This window comes from Flavobacterium sp. 11 (genome assembly GCF_002754315.1).
Classification (GTDB): Bacteria; Bacteroidota; Bacteroidia; order Flavobacteriales; family Flavobacteriaceae; genus Flavobacterium; species Flavobacterium algoritolerans.
Genome location: NZ_PEFE01000001.1, coordinates 3122182 through 3141776 on the forward strand (window position 1 = coordinate 3122182; position 19595 = coordinate 3141776).

Annotated in this window: 14 protein-coding genes and 1 pseudogene; 10 read left to right on the forward strand and 5 right to left on the reverse strand. The window is 34.4% G+C overall.

The genetic code is table 11. The features are described from left to right. Positions 1-4: 4 nt before the first annotated feature. Positions 5-766, forward strand: coding sequence for a C40 family peptidase (locus CLV00_RS13575; protein ID WP_099715684.1), 762 nt, complete (start codon positions 5-7; stop codon positions 764-766). Positions 767-816: 50 nt separating this feature from the next. Here the strand turns inward: CLV00_RS13575 and CLV00_RS13580 are convergent, their stop codons facing one another. Together CLV00_RS13580 and gyrA are read right to left on the reverse strand one after the other, a co-directional pair. Further along, positions 817-2085 carry a lipopolysaccharide assembly protein LapB gene (locus CLV00_RS13580; protein WP_099715685.1) on the reverse strand — a complete coding sequence of 423 codons (1269 nt, stop codon included), beginning with the start codon at positions 2083-2085 and terminating at the stop codon, positions 817-819. Positions 2086-2133: 48 nt separating this feature from the next. Then, positions 2134-4755 carry a DNA gyrase subunit A gene (gyrA, locus tag CLV00_RS13585; protein WP_099715686.1) on the reverse strand — a complete coding sequence of 874 codons (2622 nt, stop codon included), beginning with the start codon at positions 4753-4755 and terminating at the stop codon, positions 2134-2136. A gap of 256 nt (positions 4756-5011) precedes the next feature. Here gyrA and CLV00_RS13590 point away from each other — a divergent pair, with 256 nt between their 5' ends. From CLV00_RS13590 to CLV00_RS13625, 8 genes and pseudogenes are all read left to right on the forward strand, one after another. Next, positions 5012-7558, forward strand: coding sequence for an ATP-dependent Clp protease ATP-binding subunit (locus CLV00_RS13590; protein ID WP_099715687.1), 2547 nt, complete (start codon positions 5012-5014; stop codon positions 7556-7558). Between the two features lie 139 nt (positions 7559-7697). Beyond that, complete coding sequence (rimK, locus tag CLV00_RS13595; RefSeq protein ID WP_099715688.1) at positions 7698-9068, forward strand: 30S ribosomal protein S6--L-glutamate ligase; 1371 nt, start codon at positions 7698-7700, stop codon at positions 9066-9068. Between the two features lie 48 nt (positions 9069-9116). Beyond that, on the forward strand, positions 9117-9632 hold the full coding sequence (locus CLV00_RS13600; protein ID WP_099715689.1) for a DUF421 domain-containing protein: 516 nt from the start codon (positions 9117-9119) through the stop codon (positions 9630-9632). Positions 9633-9701: 69 nt separating this feature from the next. Further along, positions 9702-10298, forward strand: a complete 597-nt coding sequence (locus CLV00_RS13605; protein ID WP_369800968.1) for a Crp/Fnr family transcriptional regulator — start codon at positions 9702-9704, stop codon at positions 10296-10298. 88 nt (positions 10299-10386) lie between these two features. Then, positions 10387-11265: a pirin family protein gene (locus tag CLV00_RS13610; protein ID WP_099715691.1), complete on the forward strand. Its 879-nt coding sequence runs from the start codon at positions 10387-10389 to the stop codon at positions 11263-11265. 31 nt (positions 11266-11296) lie between these two features. Further along, a complete protein-coding gene (locus CLV00_RS13615) occupies positions 11297-12181 on the forward strand; it encodes a pirin family protein (RefSeq protein WP_099715692.1) in 885 nt (294 codons plus the stop codon). A 160-nt stretch (positions 12182-12341) separates the two neighbouring features. Then, positions 12342-12575: pseudogene (locus tag CLV00_RS16590) on the forward strand (OsmC family protein); the annotation flags it as partial. A gap of 6 nt (positions 12576-12581) precedes the next feature. Continuing rightward, positions 12582-12863, forward strand: a complete 282-nt coding sequence (locus tag CLV00_RS13625; protein WP_099715693.1) for a GNAT family N-acetyltransferase — start codon at positions 12582-12584, stop codon at positions 12861-12863. A gap of 70 nt (positions 12864-12933) precedes the next feature. Here CLV00_RS13625 and CLV00_RS13630 read toward each other — a convergent pair whose 3' ends face one another. Genes CLV00_RS13630 through hutH form a run of 3 tightly spaced genes read right to left on the reverse strand, consistent with a single transcriptional unit; the run spans position 12934 to position 16456 of the window. Continuing rightward, positions 12934-14217: an inorganic phosphate transporter gene (locus tag CLV00_RS13630; protein WP_099715694.1), complete on the reverse strand. Its 1284-nt coding sequence runs from the start codon at positions 14215-14217 to the stop codon at positions 12934-12936. 30 nt (positions 14218-14247) lie between these two features. After that, entirely contained in the window at positions 14248-14892 is a 645-nt protein-coding gene (locus CLV00_RS13635; protein WP_099715695.1) for a DUF47 domain-containing protein, read from the reverse strand. Between the two features lie 49 nt (positions 14893-14941). After that, positions 14942-16456: a histidine ammonia-lyase gene (gene hutH, locus CLV00_RS13640; protein ID WP_099715696.1), complete on the reverse strand. Its 1515-nt coding sequence runs from the start codon at positions 16454-16456 to the stop codon at positions 14942-14944. Between the two features lie 636 nt (positions 16457-17092). On the opposite strand from hutH, the gene thrA reads away from it, so the two are divergent. Next, positions 17093-19540, forward strand: a complete 2448-nt coding sequence (gene thrA / locus CLV00_RS13645) for a bifunctional aspartate kinase/homoserine dehydrogenase I (RefSeq protein WP_099715697.1) — start codon at positions 17093-17095, stop codon at positions 19538-19540. Positions 19541-19595: the final 55 nt, after the last annotated feature.

Genomic DNA, 19595 nt, shown 5'->3' on the forward strand with positions numbered 1-19595 from the left:
CTAAATGTTCGGAATTTGTAATCTAGCCATAATCCCACTTCGCTTTGAACCCAGTGACAGAAGCGAAATCGTTTCTCAAGTTTTATTTGGTGAACATTTTGAAATTTTAGAGCAATTGAGACAATGGTCCAAAATCAGAATGCAATATGATGATTACGAAGGCTGGATAGATTCTAAACAATTACAACTGATTTCCGAAGCCAGTTTTAATCAACTATCTTCTGAAGCTATCATTTTAAATGCTGATTTAATAGAATATATTACCGTACCAAATAATTTATTGATACCCATTCCGCTTGGTTCCTCTTTATCTTTTATACATCATAATGAGATAAATATTTCGAATTTTGATTTTGAAGGAACTAAAACCAGTGGAGAAAAAAGCAAAGAGAGCTTAATAAATACTGCTTTTATGTATTTGAATGCTCCTTACCTTTGGGGAGGAAAAACTCCTTTTGGTATTGATTGCTCGGGTTTTACCCAAATGGTATACAAACTCAATGGATACAAATTATTGCGAGATGCCTCTCAACAATCGACACAAGGAGAAGCATTAAGTTTTATTGAAGAAAGCGAACCTGGAGACTTAGCATTTTTTGATAATGAAGAAGGCAACATTATTCATGTTGGAATCATAATGGCCGATAATTACATCATTCACGCCAGTGGAAAAGTACGGATTGACCGCATAGATCATTTAGGAATATTTAATGCTGAGACAAATAAGCATACTCACAAATTAAGAGTCATCAAAAAAATAGTATAAAAAAAAAGCCTGTCTAAAATTAGACAGGCTTTTTTATTTGAAAAATTATTTTACATTTTAGCTTTTAACGCTTTGTATTCTGCAGTCATTTCTAATGCACTGTAAACACCTAAAAGAGTTTTAGAAACATCTGTATTTTTAGGATCTAGTTCAACCGCTTTTTCAAGATAAGGAATTGTTCCTTTAAAAAGCTCTTCTCTTTTCTTTTTCAATTCATCATAACGCTTCATATCCTTAGTAGAAGTTCCAAGCTTGTTCATTTCGTCAATGATCGCTTTCTCATTTTCTAATTTCAAAGCAGCTAAATTAATATACCCATTAATATATTTTGGGTTAATTTCTATAACTCTCTTGTAATATTTTTCAGCATCTGCAACATTTTTAGCATTTGCACTTAATACTCCCAAGTTAAAAATCAAATCAGCGTCATTTGGATTTTTTTCCAATACTTCAGCGATTAATTTTTTGTACATATCGAAATCTTTTGTTTCCAAATAAAGATTAGCTTCCGTTAAAGTCAATGAAGTATCTTCAGGATTTGCTATTCTCGCTTCAGAAATTGCTTTTTTAGCTTCTTCAGTTTTACCTTTTTCAACTAAAATCAAAGCCATGTTTTTATATATCTCACCTCTTTTAGAAGGAATAACTTCAGTTCTTGGCTTTTCATGCGTTCCTAACTTCACCATTCTGTCTCTTTCTTGAAGTGTCGTAAAAAAGTCTTCTTGACTAGTTAATTTATTAACTGCAAAATAGCTGGTTCCTTTTCCAGAATAGTTTAAGTTTTTCAAATCATCATACAACTTAAGTGCTGCATCATAATCTTTAGCGTTTACATACGTAGAAGCTGCGTAATATAAATTGATAGTGTCTTTTTTATCTAACAAATAAGCGTCATATAATTTTTTAGCACTATCAGCATGCTTATCCACTTTTGAATCAGCAATTGCACCGTTAATCAACTTGAATTTAATATCAGTAATTGAAGCTGCAGCCTGAGTTGAAAATTTTACTTTCCCAGAAGTTTTCTCAGCAGCAATTAAATCTTGGTATGCTTTTGCAGCAAGCGAAAGATTGGTATTAGTATCAACATTCTTGTTGGCTAAATCTAATAAAGAATTCCCTTTTACAAAGAAAAATTGTGCTTTTTCAGCATCTGGAGCATTCACTACTAAATATTCAGCTTCATTCAAGATCGTTACTGCTTCTTGAGACTTACCAGCTTTCAACGCTTTTTCTGCGGCTTTAATTTGATCTTTTTGAGCAAAAGTAGCTACTGATATCAATAATGCTGATGCTAGTAATACATATTTACTTTTCATAATATTCTATTTTTGTTTAATAATTATTCTTGGTTTTCTAATTTTTATTTATGCTTCATCATCTTCGTCGTCACCTTCAGCCTCGTCTTCAACTTCTTCTTCTTCAGAATCGTCTTCATCGTCATCCTCTTCCGTACCTTCGTCTTCAAGAACTTCTAAAACTGGTTTAACTCTTTCAATAGCTTCCGTTTCGATAACATTACCTTCTTCATCTACTACCACTTCAGCGACATCGTCCTTCATAACTTTTGTAACTGCGGCAATCGAATCGTTTCCTTTGATGTTAATCAACTTCACTCCTTGCGTAGCACGTCCCATAACTCTCAAATCTTCAACGGCCATTCTGATAGTCAATCCTGATTTGTTGATAATCATTAAATCATCAGCATCAGTAACGGCGTTTATCGAAATCAGTTTTCCTGTTTTCTCGGTAATATTTAAAGTTTTAACTCCTTTACCACCACGGTTTGTGATTCTATACTCATCTAGGCTTGAACGTTTTCCATAACCATTTTCAGCAACAACTAGAATTTCGCTGTTCATATCATTTACAGTAACCATGCCAATTACTTCGTCAGTATCATCTTTAAGCGTTATTCCACGAACTCCAGAAGCTGTTCTTCCCATTGGACGGGTTTTTGTTTCTTCGAAACGAACCAATTTACCGGATTTAACAGCCAAAATAATTTGACTTTCTCCGTTAGTTAATTTCGCTTCCAATAATTCATCGCCTTCTTTAATAGTAATTGCAGCAACACCATTAACTCTAGGTTTAGAATATTTCTCTAAAGATGTTTTCTTAACCTGACCTTTTTTGGTTACCATAATAAGGTTATGGCTATTAATATATTCTTTATCTTTTAAATCTTGAGTACAGATAAACGCTTTTACTTTATCGTCGCTTTCAATATTTACCAAGTTTTGGATTGCTCTACCTTTAGCCGTTTTACTACCTTCCGGTATTTCATAAACACGCATCCAGAAACATTTTCCTTTTTGGGTAAAGAACATCATGTATTGGTGATTTGTTGCCACAAACATGTGCTCTAAGAAATCTTGATCTCTTGTTCCAGCACTTTTTTGTCCAACTCCTCCTCTATTCTGAGTTTTGTATTCCGTAAGATTAGTACGTTTAATGTAACCTGCATGAGAAATTGTAATTACTACATTTTCATCAGCAATTAAATCCTCAATACTTACATCACCACCTGAATATTCAATTACAGAACGACGCTCATCTCCGTATTTATCACGAATTTCAGTTAGTTCCTCTTTAATCAAAGCAATTCTTAAGTTTACATCCGCTAATAAAGCTTTCAAATGCTCGATTAACTTCATTATTTCTTCGTATTCAGTTCTTAACTTATCTTGTTCAAGACCTGTTAATTGTCGCAAACGCATTTCTACAATGGCACGAGATTGAATATCTGATAAATTGAACCTTTCGATTAATTTCTCTCTTGCTTCTTCCGTACTTTTTGAAGCTTTGATTAAAGCAATCACTTCATCAATATTATCCGAAGCGATAATCAGCCCTTCTAATATATGCGCTCTTGCTTCCGCTTTTTTCAATTCAAATTGCGTTCTACGAATCACTACATCATGACGGTGTTCGATAAAATAATGAATCAAATCTTTCAGATTCAACATTTGTGGACGCCCTTTTACAATTGCAATATTGTTTACACTAAAAGAAGATTGTAATTGCGTAAACTTATAAAGTGTATTTAAAACTACGTTTGGTGTCGCATCACGTTTTAAAATATAAACGATACGCATCCCGTTTCTATCCGACTCATCTCGGATATTTGCAATTCCATCAATTTTTTTATCATTAACCAAATCAGCCGTACGCTTGATCATATCAGCTTTATTGACTTGATAAGGTATTTCGGTAACGATAATACATTCTCTGCCATCCACTTCTTCAAAACCAACTTTAGCACGCATTACAATACGTCCTCTACCGGTTTTGAATGCTTCACGAACGCCTTCATATCCATATATTATACCTCCGGTAGGAAAATCCGGGGCTTTAATATGATTCATCAACTCATCAACTTCAATATCATTATTATCCATGAAAGCCAACGTACCATTGATTACCTCAGTTAAGTTGTGAGGTGGCATATTAGTAGCCATACCTACTGCGATTCCTGTTGCCCCATTTATTAATAAGGTAGGAACACGAGTTGGCATAACTGTTGGTTCTTCTAATGTATCATCAAAATTTAATTTAAAATCAACTGTTTCTTTATCGATATCTGCCAAGATTTCTTCCGAAATCTTACGCATTCTAGCCTCCGTATAACGCATCGCTGCAGGACTATCGCCATCTACAGAACCAAAGTTACCCTGACCATCAATCAATAAATAACGCATACTCCATTCTTGTGCCATACGAACCATCGCATCATAAACAGATGTATCTCCGTGTGGGTGGTATTTTCCAAGAACTTCCCCGACAATTCTTGCTGATTTTTTATGGGCAGATCTGGAGTTAACTCCTAAATCATGCATTCCAAATAATACTCTTCGATGTACTGGTTTCAAGCCATCTCTAACATCTGGAAGCGCTCTTGATACAATTACTGACATCGAATAATCGATGTAAGCTGATTTCATTTCATCTTCTATGTTAATAGGAATTAACTTTTCTCCTTCAGACATAAGTTGTTATATTAAAAAATTATATTAGTTTCAAAACGTGCCAATATACGCCTTTTTGAAATTTTTAGACCTATTTCACACTAGTTATTTCAATGATTTATTAACAAATTTTACTGCCGTTTTAGTTAATAAATTAAGTGAATTTTAACTTTAATATTATTTTTATTTTTGTCTATTAGCTGACACCACTTCTTATAGGAATGGTTTTTGTTTTTCAATTACTAATTCACTAAATTTACGATATCAAATATATATTATGGATGATAATTTTTCACCAAGAGTAAAAGACGTTATTACTTACAGCAAAGAAGAAGCTTTGCGACTAGGTCATGACTTTATAGGAACTGAGCACTTAATGCTGGGTATCTTGAGAGACGGTAACGGGAAAGCAATTCAAATATTGAACAACCTATCTGTTGATTTGGATCATTTACGCAGAAAAGTAGAGATCTTAAGTCCTGCTAGTCCAAGCCTGGAAGTAAATGTTGAAAAGAAAAACTTACACTTGACACGCCAAGCAGAACGCGCATTGAAAACCACTTTTCTTGAAGCAAAAGTTTTTCAAAGCTCGTCTATCAGCACAGCACATTTATTGTTGTGTATTTTAAGAAATGAAAACGATCCAACAACCAAGCTATTGAATAAATTAAAAATTGATTATGACATAGCTAAAGAACAATATCTAAACATGACTCCAAACGAAGAAGATTTTATAGAAAATTTGCCACGAAACGAATCATATAATGACGATTCAGGACAAGATGACAGTCTAAAAGAAGGAACTTTCAACAATCCAGCCAATAAATCAAATAAAAAATCTAAAACACCAGTTTTGGACAATTTTGGAAGGGATTTAACTGAAATGGCCGAAGAAGGAAAACTAGATCCTGTTGTGGGACGTGAGAAAGAAATTGAACGCGTTTCGCAAATTTTGAGCCGTCGTAAAAAGAACAATCCATTGCTTATAGGGGAACCTGGAGTGGGGAAATCAGCTATTGCCGAAGGTTTAGCGTTGCGAATTATTCAGAAAAAAGTATCGCGTACTTTATTCAATAAACGTGTCGTTACTTTAGATTTAGCTAGTCTTGTTGCAGGTACAAAATACCGCGGACAGTTTGAAGAGCGCATGAAAGCAGTGATGAATGAATTAGAAAAAAATGACGATATCATTCTTTTCATAGATGAAATTCACACTATTGTAGGCGCTGGTGGCGCAACAGGTTCACTGGATGCTTCTAATATGTTCAAACCTGCATTAGCTCGTGGAGAGATTCAATGTATTGGTGCAACAACATTAGACGAATACAGACAATATATAGAAAAAGACGGCGCATTAGAAAGACGTTTTCAAAAGATAATTGTGGAACCTACATCAGTTTCTGAAACAATCACCATTTTGAATAACATCAAAAACAAATATGAAGACCATCATAATGTTACCTACACACAAGAAGCAATCGAAGCGTGTGTAAAACTAACAGATAGATATATGTCTGAACGTTTTTTACCGGACAAAGCCATTGATGCATTAGATGAAGCAGGTTCTAGAGTTCACATTACCAATATTGAAGTTCCAAAACAAATTTTAGACTTGGAACGTCAATTAGAAGATGTACGTGAATTGAAGAATGTTGTAGTCAAAAAACAAAAATACGAGGAGGCTGCTAAACTTCGTGATGATGAAAAACGTATCGAAAAAGACTTAGCTATTGCCCAAGAACAATGGGAAGAAGATGCTAAGAATAACCGAATTGAAGTTACTGAAGACAATGTGGCTGATGTGGTTTCTATGATGAGTGGAATACCTGTTAACCGTATTGCACAGACTGAAAGTAACAAACTAGCTAAACTTCCAGAACTTATTGAAGGTAAGGTGATTGGACAAAGAGAAGCAGTAATGAAAATTGCTCGTTCCATCCAAAGAAATCGTGCCGGATTAAAAGATCCGAATCGTCCAATTGGTTCTTTTATTTTCTTAGGGCAAACCGGTGTTGGTAAAACTCAATTAGCAAAAGTACTAGCTAAAGAATTATTCGATTCTGAAGACGCATTGATTCGTATTGACATGAGTGAATACATGGAAAAATTTGCAATCTCCCGTTTAGTTGGAGCGCCTCCGGGATATGTAGGATACGAAGAAGGTGGTCAATTAACAGAGAAAGTAAGAAGAAAACCATATTGTGTAGTATTATTGGATGAGATAGAAAAAGCGCATCCTGATGTTTTCAATATGTTATTGCAAGTTTTGGATGATGGTTATTTGACAGACAGTTTAGGTCGAAAAATTGATTTCAAGAACACTATAATTATCATGACTTCCAATGTTGGAGCCAGACAATTAAAAGATTTTGGACAAGGTGTTGGTTTTGGAACTGCTGCCAAAGTAGCTCAGGCTGACGATAATTCAAAAAGCATCATCGAAAATGCATTGAAAAAAACTTTTGCTCCTGAATTCCTTAACAGAATTGACGATGTAATTGTTTTCAATGCTTTAGAAAAACATGATATCGATTTGATTATCGAAATTGAATTAAAAAAATTATTTGCTCGTGTTGCTGAATTAGGATACCAATTGAATCTTTCTGACAGAGCAAAAGCATTTATAGCAGAGAAAGGCTTTGATAAACAATTTGGCGCTAGACCATTAAAAAGAGCCATTCAAAAGTATGTTGAAGATGCCCTTGCAGAAGAAATCATCACTTCGAAAATTACTTCAGGAGATGAGATTTTTATGGATATTGAAGATGGCTCACAAGAGTTAACAGTGCAGATTCATAAAGCTGGGGAACCTACAAATCCTTAAATTTAGCAAACAATTATAGCAAAATAAACCCGTTACGTTTTTATAACATAACGGGTTTATTCTTTACAGTAAACATACTTTTTTTGAAAACAAATATTTACATTTGGTCTTTATAAAAAAGGTTAAACAAAATTAATTTATGTCAGATAACAAAGTTATTTTAGGTAGTGAAGAATGGTGTTCTTTTCCAGAATTAGGAATTCCTACTATTAAAGCCCGAGTAGATTCGGGAGCGAAAACATCCGCTTTACATGCTATAAACATTGCTCCATTTATCAAAAATGAAAGCAACTGGGTAAAATTTGACATCAACCCGATACAAAATAATCTAAAAACGGTGATTCATTGTGAAGCACCTTTAATTGATAAACGCATCGTTAAAAGTTCCAGTGGTTTTAGAGAACAACGCTATGTTATTCAAACAAATCTTCAAATAGGAAGCTCAAAATGGCCTATTGAAATGACATTAACCAATCGGGATTCAATGGGTTTCCGAATGCTTTTAGGTCGAGAAGCCATGAGCGGAAGAGTTCTTGTTGATCCGGAACAGAAATATCTTTTGGGACAACCTACTTCTGACATCTTAAAAGAATTATATAAAAATTCTGAGAAAGCGAGCTCTGGTTTACGAATCGGACTTTTAGCCAGTAATCCTGAATTGTACAGCAACAAGCGTATTATGGAAGCAGGAGAAATGCGTGGTCACGAAATGCACTTTCTGAATATCAAGGAATGTTACATGAAACTGGATGCAAAAACACCTGAAATTCATTATCGTGGCGGTAAAATATTAAATCAATTTGACGCTATTATACCTAGAATCAGACCAAGCATTACTTTTTACGGTTGTGCTTTGACCAGACAATTTGAAGCCTTAAAAGTATATTGCTTAAATTCATCTAACGCCATTACGCAATCGCGTGACAAATTATACTCTTTGCAATTACTGTTGAATCACGGTGTAGAAATTCCTACAACTGGTTTTGCAAATTCTCCATTGGATACCGATGATTTGATAAAAATGGTCGGAGGCTCTCCTTTAATTGTAAAATTACTGGAAGGAACACAAGGAAAAGGTGTTGTACTGGCGGAAACAAAAAAAGCCGCAGAAAGCGTTATTAATGCTTTTAAAAGCTTAAATGCAAACATATTAGTCCAAGAATTCATCAAAGAAGCCAATGGAAAAGACATTCGTTGTTTTGTAATTGACGGAAAAGTTGTTGCTGCCATTCAGCGTGAAGCGATGCCTGGTGAATTTAGAGCTAACATTCATCTTGGAGGAACTGCATCAATCATAAAAGTAACTGCAGAAGAAAAGAAAATCGCCATAAAAGCAACTAAAGCAATGGACCTGAAAGTGGCAGGTGTTGATATTATTCGTTCTTCAAAAGGGCCTTTATTATTAGAGGTAAATTCATCCCCAGGATTGGAAGGAATTGAAGGTGCTACCAACAAAGACATTGCAGGTGAAATGATAAAAGCAATTGAGAAAAATTTTAAACTGAAATAGTTTTCTGTCTGCAGATAAATTTTAAACTTTTTACTTTAAACCAAAAAAATGAACGAATATCTTGATATAATTCTTCGAAGTACAGCCGTTTATTTTTTCATGGTTATTGCCTTGCGTCTTTTTGGTAAGAAAGAATTGTCTCAACTGAACACTGCCGACGTGATATTGATATTGCTCATAAGCAACTCCGTCCAAAATGCTATGGTTGGCAGTAACACGAGCCTTTATGGCGGAATAGCTGCAGCAACTGTATTGTTTACCATCAATTTTATTTTAAAGAAATTGATGTATAAATACCCTAAATTTGGTGATTTCATGCAGGAAAAACCCGAAATTCTAATCCATAACGGAAATCTGGATTTTAAAGCATTAAGCAAATTAAATATTTCTTCTGATGAATTAAAAGAAGCCATGCGCGAACATGGTGTCGAATATTTCAAAGATGTAAAACTGGCAATGCTTGAGATTGATGGCAACATTAGCATTATATCGGGTGATAATAACCTTAGGCAAACCCATTACAAACGCAGACGAATTCATAAAAATTTAGGAGGAATAAATTAAACCTAAACACTCAAAAAATAATTAAAGGAGTTTAAAACAACCAAATTGCACCAATAAAGTCCTGAAACAATTATGCTCGATTCTTTCAAAACATACTTTCAATCTAAAACAAATTTAACGGACGAGCAGTTTCTTTCGATTACGGATACATTGCAATCCAAAAAAGTTGAAAAAGGAACCATTCTGCTCCATCAGGGTGATATTTGTCATCATTCTTTTTTTGTATCCAAAGGACTATTGCGTTCCTATACCATAGACGAAACCGGAAAAGAACATATCATTCAGTTTGCGGCTGAGAATTGGATTATTTCGGACAGAAGCAGTTCTTATTTCAACGAACCTTCTGAATTGTTTATTGATGCCATTGAGGATACTGAAATTGTGTTTATCGATAAAAACTTCATTAATGCCGCTGCAGAAATCAGCGTTTCTTTTCGGGAGCAGGACAATACTGCGTTACACAATCACATTCGACAACTTCAAAAACGAGTGAACTTATTATTGGGAGCAAATGCTGAACAACGCTATTTAGATTTCATAACCATTTACCCAAGTCTTACTTTGCGTATTCCACAATGGATGATTGCTTCCTATTTAGGCATTACACCCGAAACCCTGAGCAGAGTTCGCAAGGAATTAGCTAAAAGAAATTTTAAGCCGTATTAGTTCTTCTAAAATCATTTCTTATCCTACATCAATGCATCTGATTTTAATCCATAGTAAATTTGTACTATAATTAAAATAAGACATCGCAATGAAAACAAAAAATATTGAATTAGTATTGGCTCCACCTCCACCACACATGGTAGGTGACGGATTTAGAGTACACAATTTTATCCCGAGCGGATATCATTTAGACATGAAAAGAATGAGTCCATTTATCATGATGGATTATAATTCAAAATTTTATTTTCCGCCTACAGACCAACCCAGAGGCGTAAGTGTTCATCCACACAGAGGTTTTGAAACCGTTACGATTGCTTATAAGGGAAAAGTAGCGCATCATGACAGTTCTGGAAACAGTGGCATTATTGGAGAAGGAGATATACAATGGATGACAGCCGCTTCGGGAATTTTACACAAAGAATACCATGAAGAAGAATTTAGCAAAAATGGTGGTGATTTTCAAATGGTACAGCTTTGGGTCAACCTTCCGGCAAAAGACAAAATGTCAACACCAAAATACCAAGGGATTACAAACGACCAAATCAATAAATTGGAACTTCCTGAAAATGGTGGAGTAATTGAAGTTATTGCTGGAGAATATGAAAATTTGAAAGGTTCTGCCTCTACTTTCACACCAGTACATTTACAAAATGCCAAATTGAATAAAGGAGCAAAAGCATCTTTCCATTTTCCGGCAAATTACAACACCGGTTTATTGGTAATTGAAGGAAGCATAAAAGTGAATGACAGCGAAAATGTTCCTGCAGATCATTTTGCATTATTTGAAAATGAAGGCGAAGAATTTATCATTGAAGCAACTGAAAATGCCATCGTTTTAATTTTAAGTGGAGAACCTATCAATGAACCTATTGCAGCGCACGGACCATTTGTAATGAATACCCAAGCAGAAATCATGCAAGCATTCAATGATGTGAATATGGGTAAATTCGGTTATTTAGAAGAATAATTTCTTATTTTTATATTTTAAAACCCCTAAAATGTCAAACATAAAACTGATTATAGAAGAACGCCCAAGCAATATTGGTAACTTTATGGTTGGGCGATTGCTTCCCTTTCGAGAAAAAAGAATGGTTGGACCATTTGCATTCATCGATCATATGGGACCTACCTGCATGAGCGAATACGAAAATTTAGATGTTCCGCCACATCCACACATTGGACTTTCCACTTTGACGTATTTGTTTGAAGGAAGTATTATGCACAAAGACAGTTTGGGAACTGAAATGGAAATCAAACCCGGACAGATCAATTGGATGACCGCTGGAAAAGGAATCGTTCACTCAGAACGAACACCTGAATATTTGCGTAGTTCAAACAAAATGTTGCACGGACTTCAAATTTGGGTAGCATTGCCGAAGGAATTAGAGGAAATGGAACCTTCGTTTTTTCACGTTCCTGAAAATCAAATTCCAGAATGGAAAACGGATAACATTGCTTTTAAACTTATAGCTGGCGAAGTACTTGGCAAGAAATCACCCGTTCCAGTTTACAGTCCGCTGTATTTATTAGAACTAAAAAGCACTTCGCGTCAAACAGTGACTTTAGGCGAGCATTTATTTGGCGAAAGCGCTTTATACATTCTAGAAGGCAGTATTGAAAGTGAAGGAAATGTTTTTGGTCCAAAGCAAATTTTGATTGCCAAAGACAGTAAACTCTGCACCTTCGATATGGCAGAAAACACCACTATTTACATTTTTGGTGGTGATCCTTTTCCGGAAGAACGAATTATCTATTGGAATTTTGTTGCTTCAACCAAAGAATTGATTGAAAAAGCAAAAGAAAAATGGTTGGCACAAACCTTTGATAAAGTTCCTGGTGAAACTGAATTTGTTCCACTTCCAGAGCAAAATAAAAGACAATAATATGGGTAAAATAACAGCAAGTATCGGCACTGAACTTTATAAAACAGAAATACAATCAGAAACTAATTTCATCATTTCTGATGAACCTTAAAGTAGCGGAGGAAAAGATTTAGGCTTTGCGCCAAAAGAATTACTCGCTTCTTCATTAGCAGCTTGCACCTGCATCACTTTACGCATGTATGCCAATAGAAAAGGCTGGAATTTAACCGATGTAAAAGTTGAAGTCACTTTTGAAACTGATTCAGTAGAAAATAAATTCAAAATAAATCGTAACATTCAATTATTCGGGGATCTAGACACTGATCAAAAAGCCCGATTAGTAAACATTGCAGATAAATGTCCGATACACAAAATTTTAAGCAACCCAATCGAAATAACAACAGCATTAAATTAGAAACACATGACAATTGAACAAATAAACGAAACAAAAAACGGCTACTTTAGAGCCGTTGATAATGACATCGAAGCCGGAAAAATGACATATACTTGGGCAGGAACCGATAAATTTATTATTGACCACACCGAAGTTAATCCTGATTTTGCAGGACAAAGTGTAGGCAAAAAATTAGTGATGGAAGCTGTACAATATGCACGGGAAAATAATCTCAAAATTTTACCATTATGTCCTTTCGCGAAAAGCGTATTTGATAAAACGAAGGAAATACAAGACCTACTGTTTTAAAAAAATTAATTTTAGAGCATAAAAAAACCATTCGTTGACGAATGGTTTTTTTATGATTTTTATTTTAGCATTAAATAAAAATACTAAAGATATAGTAAATGATTGCTGCTAATATTGCTGAAATTGGAATGGTTAAAACCCAAGCCCATAATAAGCTAACAGTCATTCCCCATCGTACTGCAGAAACTCTTTTAGTAAGTCCAACTCCAATTATAGATCCAGTAATAGTATGCGTTGTACTTACAGGCACTTTAAAATGCTCTGTAAAATATAATGTCAATGCTCCTGCAGTTTCTGCAGCTACACCTTCAAAAGAAGTCACTTTTGTAATTTTCGAACCCATTGTTTTCACAATTTTCCATCCTCCACTTAACGTTCCGGCTGCAATAGCAGAATAACAAGCTAAAGGAATCCAAGCCGGCATTTTAAATGCACCTTCATCATTTGGCAACACAACATCTAGCCAAGCAGGTAACGATTCTTGAGCAACACCACTGGTGTGAATATAAACCGCAACTGCTGCTGCAATAATACCCATTACTTTTTGAGAGTCATTTCCACCATGTCCTAAACTAAAAGCTGCTGAAGACAGTAATTGCATTTTTTTCAACCATGCCGTAGCTTGATTTAAATTTAAACTACTGAATATTAAACAGAATGTGCTTATTGACAGGATTATAAATGCAACTAAAAACCATTTGATATTATGCGCTTCAAAAGCAACACTCCAAAAAGGAGAATCGAAACGAGGTTTTTCAATTTGATCATAATAAATCATTTGGCTTTCTACAAACCAAACTGTCAATATCATTAAAGAAGCTGTAAAAATCTTTGGATAAATGCTCTTTTTGGACGCATTAAGAAGCCATATCGACATCAAGTAAGAAATCAAAGCTCCTAACAATGGTGCCAATATAATAAAGGCAACAATAATTAAAACTCCTGAAGGCATACCACCATCTTTTCCTGCTTTATACCAAGAAACCACGCCAAAACCTGCATGAGCAATTGCTGCTCCGGCAAAACCACCAATTAAGGTATGAGAAGAGCTGGAAGGAATTCCTTGCCACCAAGTAAATAAATTCCAAATAATAGCCGCTATTACACCAGCAAGGATTACAACTAAGTTGATATCCATGGTATTGGCTGTTTTAGCAACAGTATCTGCTACACCAAAACCAAAAACCCAATACGCCAAAAAGTTAAAGAATGCCGCCCAAACAACTGCTTGAAAAGGAGTTAATACTTTTGTGGCAACAACAGTTGCTATAGCATTGGCAGCATCATGAAAACCGTTGATGTAATCAAATATTAAAGCCAGGACTATAATAACTATAAGTAGAGTAAATTCCATAATTATAATTTCAGAATAAAACCGATTGAATTAAGAATGTTTTACAGAAATTGATTCTAAAACACTAGCCACACTTTTACATTTATCAGCAGCAGTTTCTAAAACTGATAATACTTCTTTGTACTTGATAATGTTTTTCGCATCCGTTTCGTTTTCGAATAAATCAAGAACTGCTTTATCATAAACATTATCTGATTTATTTTCTAACTTGTTAATTCTAACACAAGCATCAGTAATATTCTTGATTTTTTTCAAATCTCTTAATTCTCTTACCGCAACATCAATGTTTTGGCAAGCTTCAAGATTGATTTCAGTCAACTTTCTGATTGATTTTGTGATTTTATCTACTTGATATAACTTCATTCTACTTGCTGCACCGTGAAGGTTATCCGCAACGTTATCTATTGAAGTAATCAATGAGTGAATGTCTTCTCTATCAAATGGAGTAATGAAGTTTCTACTCAACTCTAAATTTGTTTGACGAGTAATATCTTCTCCTTTTTGCTCTAAAGCATCAATTTTTTGAAAAAGAACTTCACGTTCCTTCAAAGGAAGATTTACAGCTTCGTGTAAGTTTGTAGCAATTTCAATTAAATTACTAGAAGCTTCCTCAAAAAGAGGAAAGAACTTTTTGTCTTTAGGAACCAAAAATTGGAAAAAATTATTTATGTTCATTTCATTAAAATTTAGTTCGGCAAAATTACTGCATTATTTAACCCTAATGTTAAGCTAATATTAACAAATCGTTTTCTATTTGAAAAGTATTTAAAAATGAAACCGTATTCTCAATATCATAATGCAAAATTCGGTCTTCTTTTATCAATGGCACTTCCTCACGATATGCACTTAAAAACATTTCAATAAAATCACTCGATAGCAACGGTCGTCTGTACTCAATAGCTTGCGAAGCATTCATTAGTTCGATTGCTAAAATTCGTTCCAGATTATCCAAAACACGTAACGCTTTTGTAGCAGCATTTGCTCCCATACTTACATGATCTTCTTGTCCGTTACTCGAAACAATACTATCAATACTGGCAGGAGTTGCCAATTGTTTGTTTTGACTGGCAATACTGGCCGCTGTATATTGTGGAATCATCAAACCAGAATTTAACCCTGGATTATCCACTAAAAATGCAGGAAGATTACGCAAACCAGAAATCAACTGATAGGTTCTTCGTTCTGAAATACTTCCTAATTCTGCCAAGGCAATTGCCATAAAATCTAATGCCAATGCTAATGGTTGTCCATGAAAATTACCTCCAGAAATGATTTGGTCACTTTCAATAAATATATTTGGATTGTCCGTTACCGAATTGATTTCTGTTTTGAAAACTTTCTTTACATAATCAAATGCATCTTTTGATGCACCATGAACTTGCGGCATACATCTAAAAGAATACGGGTCTTGAACATGTGTTTTCACTTGTTCAATTATTTCGCTTCCTTCCAAAAATCCTTTTACACGATTTGCCGTTACAATTTGTCCTTTATGAGGTCTGATAAAATGAATCAATTCATGGAAAGGTTCTATTCTTCCATCAAAAGCTTCCAATGAAATTGTTCCGATTAAATCCGCCAAATAAGAAAATTTGCTGACTTTCATCAAAATATGCGCTCCATAAGCACTCATGAATTGGGTTCCGTTCAATAAAGCCAATCCTTCTTTAGACTGTAATACAATTGGTTTCCAATCAAAATGTTTCAAAACTTCACTGGAATGCACTTTTTTCCCTTCAAAATACACATCACCTTCACCTAATAAAGGCAACGATAAATGCGCCAAAGGAGCTAAATCTCCTGAAGCTCCAAGAGAACCTTGCGTATAAATTACCGGTAGAATATCATTATTATAAAATGCAATCAATCGCTCCACTGTTTGCAATTGGATTCCGGAGTGTCCATAGCTCAACGATTGAATTTTAAGCAACAACATCAATTTCACAATTTCAGTTGGTACTTCCTCACCCGTTCCGCAAGAATGTGATTTCACTAAGTTTTCTTGTAGCTTTGATAAGTTCTCATTTGATATTTTTACATTACAAAGCGAGCCAAATCCTGTATTTATACCATAAATAGGATCTGAATGAGAAGCCATTTTTTTATCTAAATAATCCCTGCATTTTTGAATATTAACTTTGGCTTCTTCAGACAATGCCAATAATTTACCATGAGAAATAATCTCTTCTAATGTTTCAAAACTGAGTAATTGCGTACTTATATAATGTGTATTGTCCATTTTTACTTTCTAATTAAAGGGTAAAATTCAATAAATCTATATTAATAAACAACATTTATTGACGATAATTTAAAATTCAAACCTAAAACCAAACTAACCTTAAGTTTTATGCATAAAAAGTTACAAATTAATTGACTTAAAATGTGAGACATAAAGCACTAAGATTTAGTGCGAGTGCTACAATAAATTTCGGAATTAGTTCCTAAAGCTACTCAAAACGGCTTTATTGCAGGAATTAATTATTTCTATAAAGCTATAAAACGAATTCCAATTCGTTTAATTTTTTCACTAAAAATACGAATAGCTTCAACATAGACCTTGAAAACTAAACAATGTTCAATATTCCCTTGAATGAAATTGAAATATTAAAATATTCGCAAAAACGAAATTAAAGGTTTCCGTTTTTATAAAAAACTGTACTTTTGAAAAATCAAATGATAAACAACAGAACAACATATCACTCTTCGATTACAACTCAACTTTGGGTTGCTTCTTCTGTTACATTTACTACAACAACTACTACCCCTTAGGGGTATACATTTTACATATAATCCTATTATTATATTTTTTTTCTAAAGAAAGAAAGTTCTTGGGTATATAAGAAACATTTGCATTTTTTACATAAAATAAACAAAAATGAAAGTATTAAAATTTGGTGGAACTTCGGTTGCCAATGCACAAAATATAAAACTGGTTTTAGATATCATTATCAATAAAGCAAAAGAAGAAAAATTAATTGTTGTAGTTTCTGCATTTAGCAAAATTACCGATTTGCTTCAACTTGCTTCTCAAAAAGCAGCTGCCGGCGACGAAAGCTTTAAAGAAATCCTTGCCGATTTAGAGAAAAAACATTTAGACGCTTTAAAAGAACTTATTCCTGTAAGCGAGCAAAGCAGCTTGTTAAGTCATATAAAAAGAATCGTCAATCATCTTGAAACTCTGTTGGATGGTTGCTATCTTTTGGGGGAATTATCTCCTAGAACTTCGGATACTATTTTAAGTTTTGGGGAATTATTGTCCTCTTATATTATTGCCGAAGCATTAAAACAAAATCTAAAAAACAGTAGTTATAAAGACAGTCGTGAACTAATAAAAACCGACAATCATTTTGGAAAAGCCACAGTAAACTTTGAAGTTTCAAATCAATTAATTGCTGAATTTTTTGATTCGAATGAAAATCAAGTGGTTGTAATGCCCGGATTTATTGCCGCATCGATGGACGGAATCAATACTACTTTAGGTCGTGGCGGTTCTGATTATACTGCCGCTATTCTCGCCGGAGCATTAAATGCAACTGACTTGGAAATTTGGACAGACGTTAACGGAATGTATACTGCCAATCCAAAAATTGTAAAACAAGCCCAACCTATCGCCTTTATTTCCTATCAGGAAGCAATGGAATTGTCTCATTTTGGTGCCAAAGTTTTATATCCGCCAACTATTCAGCCCGTATTGAGAAAGAATATTCCAATTCTTATCAAAAACACTTTCGAACCGGAAGCCGAGGGAACTTATATTTCAAATCAGGAAATGGATCACACTAATCCTGTAAAAGGAATTAGCCATATCGATAATATCACTTTGATTACGCTTGAAGGACCCGGAATGATTGGTGTTACCGGTTCTTCCAAAAGGCTTTTTGAGGTCTTGTCACATGAAAATATCAATGTGATTTTCATTACGCAAGCTTCATCGGAACATTCTATTTGTATCGGAATTCTAAACTCAGATGCTGATGTGGCAGAAGATGCTATCAACCGCGCTTTTGAAGTGGAGATTTTACAAAACAAAATCGATCCTTGTATCGTTGAAAAAAACCTGTGCATCATTGCTTTGGTTGGTGAGAACATGAAAAATCATCAAGGTTTAAGCGGTCGAATGTTTAGCACTTTGGGTAAAAACAACGTAAACATCAGAGCGATTGCGCAAGGTGCTTCCGAAAGAAATATTTCGGCAGTAATCAACGAAAGAGATGTGAAAAAAGCTTTGAATTCGCTGCATGAAAACTTTTTCGAAGAAAATACCAAACAGTTAAACCTATTTGTAATGGGTGTTGGAAATGTGGGAGAGAAATTCATCGAACAGATTTACCAACAAAATAAATTCCTGAAAGACAATCTAAAAATAAATGTACGCGTTATTGCTTTATCTAATTCCAGAAAAATGCATTTTGACGAGGACGGAATCTCCTTAAAAAATTGGCAATCTGCTTTAGAAAATGGTGAAGAAGCCAATAAAGAAAAGTTTCTTTACAATGTAAAAGAGCTCAATTTACGCAACAGTATTTTTGTTGATATTACTGCAAACGAAAGCGTGTCTAAAACGTATGAGCAGTATTTAAAACGCAATATTGCCGTAGTGACTTGCAACAAAATTGCCTGTGCATCAGAGTACGATAATTATAAAAAACTAAAAAAACTATCCCGACAGTTCAATGCTCCGTTTCTATTTGAAACCAATGTTGGAGCTGGATTACCAATTATTGATACCGTAAAAAATCTGATTGCTTCAGGGGACAAAGTGAATAAAATTCAAGCCGTTTTATCGGGAAGTTTGAACTTTATTTTTAATAATTTCAATGAAAACAATACTTTTCATGACGTTGTTAAAGAAGCTGGTGTACAAGGATTTACAGAACCAGACCCAAAAATTGATTTGAGCGGAATTGACGTTGCCAGAAAGATATTAATTTTGATACGAGAAAGCGGTTATAAAATGGAAATTGACGAGATTGTCAATGAATCTTTTATGCCTGCTGAATGTTTGGACACTACAAATAACGAAGCTTTTTTCAAATCTTTAATAGAACACGCAGCTCATTTTGAAACTATTTATAAAGAAGCGTTGAGCAAAGATTCCCGATTGAAATACGTAGCGCAATTTGAAAACGGAAAAGCAAATGTTGGGTTGCGTTTTATCCCGAAAGACCATCCTTTTTACAATCTGGAAGGAAAAGACAATATCGTATTGTTTTTCACGGACCGTTATGTAGACCAACCTTTATTGATAAAAGGCGCCGGTGCCGGTGCTGCCGTTACCGCTTCAGGAATATTTGCTGATGTGATTAGAATTGGAAACGTATAAGAAATAGTTTAAAGTTTTCTTTGTTTAAAGTTTCAAGTTCTACAACTAGCAACAA

What these genes read in the sequence shown, in the direction of transcription:
- CLV00_RS13575 (WP_099715684.1), top strand. Translation starts at nt 5, where the DNA reads ATGTTCGGAATTTGTAATCTAGCCATAATCCCACTTCGCTTTGAACCC.
- CLV00_RS13580 (WP_099715685.1), bottom strand. Translation starts at nt 2,085, where the DNA reads ATGAAAAGTAAATATGTATTACTAGCATCAGCATTATTGATATCAGTA.
- gyrA (WP_099715686.1), bottom strand. Translation starts at nt 4,755, where the DNA reads ATGTCTGAAGGAGAAAAGTTAATTCCTATTAACATAGAAGATGAAATG.
- CLV00_RS13590 (WP_099715687.1), top strand. Translation starts at nt 5,012, where the DNA reads ATGGATGATAATTTTTCACCAAGAGTAAAAGACGTTATTACTTACAGC.
- rimK (WP_099715688.1), top strand. Translation starts at nt 7,698, where the DNA reads ATGTCAGATAACAAAGTTATTTTAGGTAGTGAAGAATGGTGTTCTTTT.
- CLV00_RS13600 (WP_099715689.1), top strand. Translation starts at nt 9,117, where the DNA reads ATGAACGAATATCTTGATATAATTCTTCGAAGTACAGCCGTTTATTTT.
- CLV00_RS13610 (WP_099715691.1), top strand. Translation starts at nt 10,387, where the DNA reads ATGAAAACAAAAAATATTGAATTAGTATTGGCTCCACCTCCACCACAC.
- CLV00_RS13615 (WP_099715692.1), top strand. Translation starts at nt 11,297, where the DNA reads ATGTCAAACATAAAACTGATTATAGAAGAACGCCCAAGCAATATTGGT.
- CLV00_RS13625 (WP_099715693.1), top strand. Translation starts at nt 12,582, where the DNA reads ATGACAATTGAACAAATAAACGAAACAAAAAACGGCTACTTTAGAGCC.
- CLV00_RS13630 (WP_099715694.1), bottom strand. Translation starts at nt 14,217, where the DNA reads ATGGAATTTACTCTACTTATAGTTATTATAGTCCTGGCTTTAATATTT.
- CLV00_RS13635 (WP_099715695.1), bottom strand. Translation starts at nt 14,892, where the DNA reads ATGAACATAAATAATTTTTTCCAATTTTTGGTTCCTAAAGACAAAAAG.
- hutH (WP_099715696.1), bottom strand. Translation starts at nt 16,456, where the DNA reads ATGGACAATACACATTATATAAGTACGCAATTACTCAGTTTTGAAACA.
- thrA (WP_099715697.1), top strand. Translation starts at nt 17,093, where the DNA reads ATGAAAGTATTAAAATTTGGTGGAACTTCGGTTGCCAATGCACAAAAT.